Raw genomic sequence first — 5,502 nt, 5'->3', positions numbered from 1 at the left:
AAAAAGATCGCAGCCTTCGGCAGCTCCTACAGGGATGTGTTTCAACAGGTGTAGGACGGTGGGTGCAGAAGTGTGACTTGGCGGTCATCGTGCGGGAAATGGTCTGCATCATCTTCCAATAGCGGCGGATAGTGGCGTTATCGTTCGAATCCCTTACACTGCCCCGGCCGTTCATTTTCCTTTTGAGGCTGTGCGCATGAAATTTCGTTTTCTTCTGTGGATGATGGGTTTGTTGATGGGGAAGGCCAGCCGGACAAATCCTGCGTTCCAGCAGCAGTTGGGTGACAAGAATCTGGTGTTTCAGCTGCAGACGCTGGACGGGAAAGTGGCGCGGCATTTCGTGGTGAAGAATCAGCGCGTTACCAGCAAGTCTGGTGTGGTGGCGGAGCCGGCGTTTGCGATTGCGTTCAAGGATGCGGGTTATGCCTTTGCCACGATGCAGGCGAAGAACAAGCAGCTGGCGTTCATGCAGGGGATTCAGGACAAGTCGATCCAGCTGAAGGGGAATCCGGCGCTGGTGATGTGGTTTCAGGGGTTGATGAAGTATTTGAAGCCGAGGAAAGCCAAGCCTAAGGCTTGAGTAGATGTGCTTGAGTAGAAGGGCTTAAGTGGAGGGGCTGTTGTGGTGAGGGGATTTATCCCCGATGGGCTGCGCAGCGGCCCCAAAACCCGAGACCTCGATATAACTGACGCACCCTGTTGGCTGGGTTTGCGACTGCTGCGCAGTCGGTCGGGGATAAATCCCCTCACCACAGGGTTTCGCTGAGTCAGTTGGGTTGAGGTGGATTCTTCGCGAGCAGGCTCGCTCCCGCAGGGGTGTGTAAACCTTGGGGGAGCGGGCCTGTTTGGGTTCAGGCCTGGCTGAACTGCGAGGCCAGTTCGCGCAGCAGGACTTCGGCTTCGAGGACTTTGCTGACCACGTCGTTGGCTTTGTCGCGGGTCAGGCCGACGCGGTCGAGCAGGGCGTCGGGGATGTCTTCGTCGGGGCCGGAGCCGATGCCGCGGCTGCGCAGCAGGCGTACGGCGAGGCAGACGAGGTTCGGGTATTCGGCGTAGGCGCCGTCGTAGCTTGGGTCGTGCTGGAAGCGCAGGGCGGTGGCCAGTTCGTCGGGCATGTCCCAATAGCGCATCAGCCACGAGCCGATCTGTTCGCGGCTGATGCCCAGCAGGTGCTGCTCGATGTAGCTGTGGCACAGGTGCGGGTTGACCTCCAGGTGGCGACAGATCAGCGAGAAGTGCGGCGGGAACACGTGGGCCAGCAGCAGGTAGCCGAAGTTGTGCAGCAGACCGGCCAGATAGGTCAGGCCGGCTTCCGGGCGCTGGGCGCGCGGCATGGCGCGGGTCAGGCCTTCGATGACGGCGGCGGTGTAGATCGATTGCTGCCAGTACGGCGTGGTGTGTTGCGGATGGTCCTTCGGCAGGCTCAGGGTCTTGCCGAGGGCCAGGCCCAGCGCGAGGTTGATCACCAGATCGAAACCGAGCACGCGAACGATCGCGTCTTCCACCGAACGGATCTTGCCCGGCGAGGCGTAGTACGGCGACGCCGCCCAGCTCACCACTTGTGCAGCCAGCGCCGGGTCGGTTTCGACCACGCCGGTGATGTCGTCGATGGTGGCGTTGGGGTCGACGCGCAACTTGATGATTTTTTGTGCGGTTTCGGCCAGCGGTGGAATCTCGATGGTCGCTTCCAGACGCTGCTGAATCCGGCGTGCAGTGAACGCCTGCACGGCCTGGGTGATTTCCTCGCGGTCATCGTCCGGGCGATCAAGGTTCGGGCGGATGCTGCTCAGGGCTTCGCCGAAGTTGGCGGCGCTGGCCTTGGTCAGCATGGTCTTGAAGGCTTCGCTAGTGATCTCCAGCAGCACGCCCGGCTCGCCGGAGTTGATCAGCAGCTTCGGCTCGCGCAGCAGGCTTTCTTCGTAGAGGCACGGCGAACTGGTCAGCGCTGGCAGGCCCGGCAGCAGGCTCAGGCTGTGTTTGCCGAGCATCTTTTCCAGGCGCTCGGTCGAAACGGCGGTCAGGCGCCGGCCCGTCAGTTCGGCGAGGCGGTTGAGGTCGAGCAACTGGCTCTGCGGAAACAGCACCATCAGCGCGCCCACGGCGTCGTCCAGCAACACGGCTTGTACCTTGCGCGAAGCATTGAGGCCGTGGTGGTCGAGCACTTCTTCGTAGGCGATACCCAGCTTGCCGAGCAGCAGCCGAATTACAGACGGCGCGTGCGGGAGTTCGGGGGCGAGAGCTGCGTCAGTCATGGTCTGTATCCGTTTTTGAAACAATGGCAGGAGTATAACCAGCTCTGTCGGAACGATCCTTCACAAACTGCGACGGTGCTCACACTTGGCCGTATTGCTGCCCATGGCGCAGCCAGCGGTCGAGCAATGGGCTGACGTGGGTTGGCCAGCGTTCGAGCAGCGCTTGCGCGGCATCGCGCACGGCGGGCAGCAAGTCGGCGTCGCGCATCAGGTCGGCGACTTTGAATTGCAGCAGGCCGGTCTGACGGGTGCCGAGCATTTCGCCGGGGCCGCGCAGTTCGAGGTCTTTTTCGGCGATGACGAAACCGTCGTTGGTCTCGCGCATGATGCCCAGGCGCTGGCGGCCGATCTGCGACAGCGGCGGATGGTAGAGCAGCACGCAATGGCTGACCGCGCTGCCCCGGCCAACGCGGCCACGCAACTGGTGCAATTGTGCAAGGCCGAGGCGCTCGGGGTTTTCGATGATCATCAGGCTGGCGTTGGGCACGTCGACGCCGACTTCGATCACGGTGGTGGCGACCAGCAGTTGCAGATTGCCGGCCTTGAATTCAGCCATGACTGCCGCTTTTTCCGCTGGTTTCATGCGCCCATGGATCAGCCCAACCTTGAGCTCGCCGAGAGCGGCGGTGAGGTCTTCGAAGGTGGTTTCAGCGGCCTGACAGGTCAGCTCTTCCGACTCTTCGATCAGCGTGCACACCCAATAAGCCTGACGCCCTTCGGCGCAGGCGCTGCGCACCCGTTCGATGACTTCGACGCGACGGGTGTCGGTGACCAGCACGGTGTTGACCGGGGTGCGACCGGGCGGCAGTTCGTCGAGAATCGAGGTGTCGAGATCAGCGTAGGCGCTCATCGCCAGCGTGCGCGGGATCGGCGTGGCGGTCATGATCAGTTGGTGCGGACACATGCGCCCACCGACGCCTTTCTGCCGCAGCGCCAGACGCTGCTGCACGCCGAAACGGTGTTGTTCGTCGATGATCACCAACGCGAGATTTTTGAACTGCACTTCGTCCTGGAACAGCGCATGGGTACCGACCACCATCGGCGTGCCGCTGGCGATCTGTTCCAGTGCGGCGACGCGGTTCTTGCCCTTGAGCTTGCCGGCCAGCCACGCCACGTCGATGCCCAGCGGTTCGAGCCAGCGCTTGAAGGTGATGAAGTGTTGCTCGGCGAGGATCTCGGTCGGCGCCATCAGTGCGACCTGATAACCGGCCTCCAGCGCTTGCAGCGCCGCGAGGGCGGCGACCACGGTTTTGCCCGCACCGACATCGCCCTGAATCAGGCGCAGCATCGGTTCGTGCTGGCTGAGGTCGTAGGCGATTTCGTTGCCCACACGTTGCTGGGCACCCGTCGGGTTGAAGCCGAGGTTGGCCAGGTATTTTGCCGGCAGTTTCGTCGCTTTCGGCATCGCCGGTGCGCGCAGGGAGCGCATGCTTTCGCGCAGGCGCTGCTGCGATAGCTGGTGAGTCAGCAGTTCTTCGAACGCCAGGCGATGCTGCGCCCAGTGATGACCGAGGGCGAGTTCGTCGACGTCGGCATCGGCGGGCGGGTTGTGCAGGTAGCGGATCGCATCGGCCAGCGGCGCCAGTTGGTAGTCGCGAGCCAGTTCGGTCGGCAGCCAGTCGGGCAGGGTGTTCGGCTTGAGCAGGGTGAGGGTTTGCATGCACAGCTGGCGCAGGCGCTGTTGGGTCAGGCCCTCGGTGAGTGGGTAGACCGGGGTCAGGGTTTCGTCCACCGGCGGCGGTTCGTCACCGGTGATGGCGCGGTATTCCGGGTGGTAGATTTCCAGCCCCGAGGCGCCGGGCCGCACCTCGCCGTAGCAGCGAATCCGCGTGCCGCGCTTGAGGCCTTCTTTCTGCGCATTGCTGAAATGGTAGAAGCGCAGGCTCAGGCCGCCGGTGCCGTCCTGCATGCGCACGACGAGGCTGCGACGCCGACCCATGACCACGTCGGCACCGCTGACGGTGCCTTCGACCACGGCGTCCTGGCCCGGGCGCAAGTGGCCGATCGGCACCACGCGGGTGCGATCCTGATAACGCAGCGGCAGGTGAAACAGCACGTCCTGGAGATTCTCCAGGCCGACCTTGGCCAGTTTCTCGGCCATGGCTTCGCCGACACCCTTGAGTGCCGTCACCGACACTTGCGACAGCTCGGTCATGACCCTGGCTTAACCGGCCGTGACCGGCGCGGCGGGCTTGGCCACCGAGCACAGGCGAACGGAGTCGGCGAGGATCTCGATGGCTTTCGGCCGTGGGAAGCTGGCGCGCCAGGCGATGGCGACGGTGCGGAATGGCACCGGCGCCGACAGCGGCCGCACTTCGATCACGCCCGGGGCGTAGTGATGGCTGTCCACCGCCGACAGCGGCAGGATCGAGATGCCCAGACCGGACGCGACCATGTGGCGGATGGTTTCCAGCGAGCTGGATTCCACCGTGGTGTGTTTGGCGCCGTCGTTGCCCTTGGTCAGGGTCGGGCAGGCTTCGAGCACCTGGTCGCGGAAGCAGTGGCCTTCGCCGAGCAGGAGCAGGCTCTTGTCATTGAGCAGGCCCGGGTCGATGGATTCTTTTTGCGTCCACGGGTGCTGGGCTGGCATCAAGACGTAGAACGGCTCGTCGTACAGCGGCAGGGTCAGCACGTCCGCTTCGTTGAACGGCAGGGCGATGATGATTGCATCGAGCTCGCCGTTGCGCAGTTTGTCGCGCAGCACGTGGGTGAAGTTTTCTTCGATGTACAACGGCATCTGCGGGGCGACCCGGTGCAGTTGCGGAATCAGGTGCGGGAACAGGTACGGCCCGACGGTGTAGATCGCACCGACTTTCAGCGGGGCGGTCAGCTGGTTCTTGCCGGCCTGGGCCAGTTCACGGATGCCTTGCGCCTGCTCCAGGACTTTCTGCGCCTGGGCGACGATGCCTTCGCCGACCGGGGTCAGGCGCACGGCGCTTTTGCTGCGCTCGAAAATCAGCACACCGAGTTCGTCTTCAAGTTTTTTCACGCCCACCGAGAGAGTCGGCTGGCTGACGTGGCAACGCTCGGCGGCGTGGCCGAAGTGCTGCTCTTGGGCGAGGGTAACGATGTAGCGTAATTCTGTGAGGGTCATAGCGAGCGTCCATGAAGTTGCGGGCCAAGCATAACGGCTGCAATCGATAGACGCACGTTATCAGACTGAGTGAGGAATGCGACACCGGGCAATGTGAGTTTGCCGTATGGATGAGCTGAAAAACAAAAGATCGCAGCCTTTCGGCAGCTCCTACAG

Annotated in this window: 4 protein-coding genes; 1 reads left to right on the top strand and 3 read right to left on the bottom strand. The window is 63.1% G+C overall.

Translation table 11 applies throughout. The features are described 5' to 3' along the window. Nucleotides 1-196 precede the first annotated feature (196 nt). Nucleotides 197-580 carry an SCP2 sterol-binding domain-containing protein gene (locus HT737_RS14720; protein WP_182403034.1) on the top strand — a complete coding sequence of 128 codons (384 nt, stop codon included), beginning with the start codon at nt 197-199 and terminating at the stop codon, nt 578-580. 271 nt (nt 581-851) lie between these two features. Here HT737_RS14720 and HT737_RS14715 read toward each other — a convergent pair whose 3' ends face one another. The 3 genes from HT737_RS14715 to HT737_RS14705 all read right to left on the bottom strand — a co-directional run bounded on the left by HT737_RS14715 (nt 852) and on the right by HT737_RS14705 (nt 5,346). Further along, nucleotides 852-2,252 carry an aminoacyl-tRNA deacylase and HDOD domain-containing protein gene (locus tag HT737_RS14715; RefSeq protein ID WP_108589169.1) on the bottom strand — a complete coding sequence of 467 codons (1,401 nt, stop codon included), beginning with the start codon at nt 2,250-2,252 and terminating at the stop codon, nt 852-854. 79 nt (nt 2,253-2,331) lie between these two features. Continuing rightward, entirely contained in the window at nt 2,332-4,407 is a 2,076-nt protein-coding gene (gene recG / locus HT737_RS14710) for an ATP-dependent DNA helicase RecG (RefSeq protein WP_047297283.1), read from the bottom strand. 9 nt (nt 4,408-4,416) lie between these two features. Further along, nucleotides 4,417-5,346, bottom strand: a complete 930-nt coding sequence (locus tag HT737_RS14705) for a hydrogen peroxide-inducible genes activator (protein WP_007962352.1) — start codon at nt 5,344-5,346, stop codon at nt 4,417-4,419. Nucleotides 5,347-5,502: the final 156 nt, after the last annotated feature.

The sequence above is a fragment of the Pseudomonas sp. MD195_PC81_125 genome, from assembly GCF_014060985.1.
Lineage (GTDB): Bacteria > Pseudomonadota > Gammaproteobacteria > Pseudomonadales > Pseudomonadaceae > Aquipseudomonas > Aquipseudomonas parakoreensis.
This window is presented reverse-complemented; position numbering and strand designations above follow the sequence as displayed.

What these genes read in the sequence shown, in the direction of transcription:
- HT737_RS14720 (WP_182403034.1), top strand. Translation starts at nt 197, where the DNA reads ATGAAATTTCGTTTTCTTCTGTGGATGATGGGTTTGTTGATGGGGAAG.
- HT737_RS14715 (WP_108589169.1), bottom strand. Translation starts at nt 2,252, where the DNA reads ATGACTGACGCAGCTCTCGCCCCCGAACTCCCGCACGCGCCGTCTGTA.
- HT737_RS14705 (WP_007962352.1), bottom strand. Translation starts at nt 5,346, where the DNA reads ATGACCCTCACAGAATTACGCTACATCGTTACCCTCGCCCAAGAGCAG.
- recG (WP_047297283.1), bottom strand. Translation starts at nt 4,407, where the DNA reads ATGACCGAGCTGTCGCAAGTGTCGGTGACGGCACTCAAGGGTGTCGGC.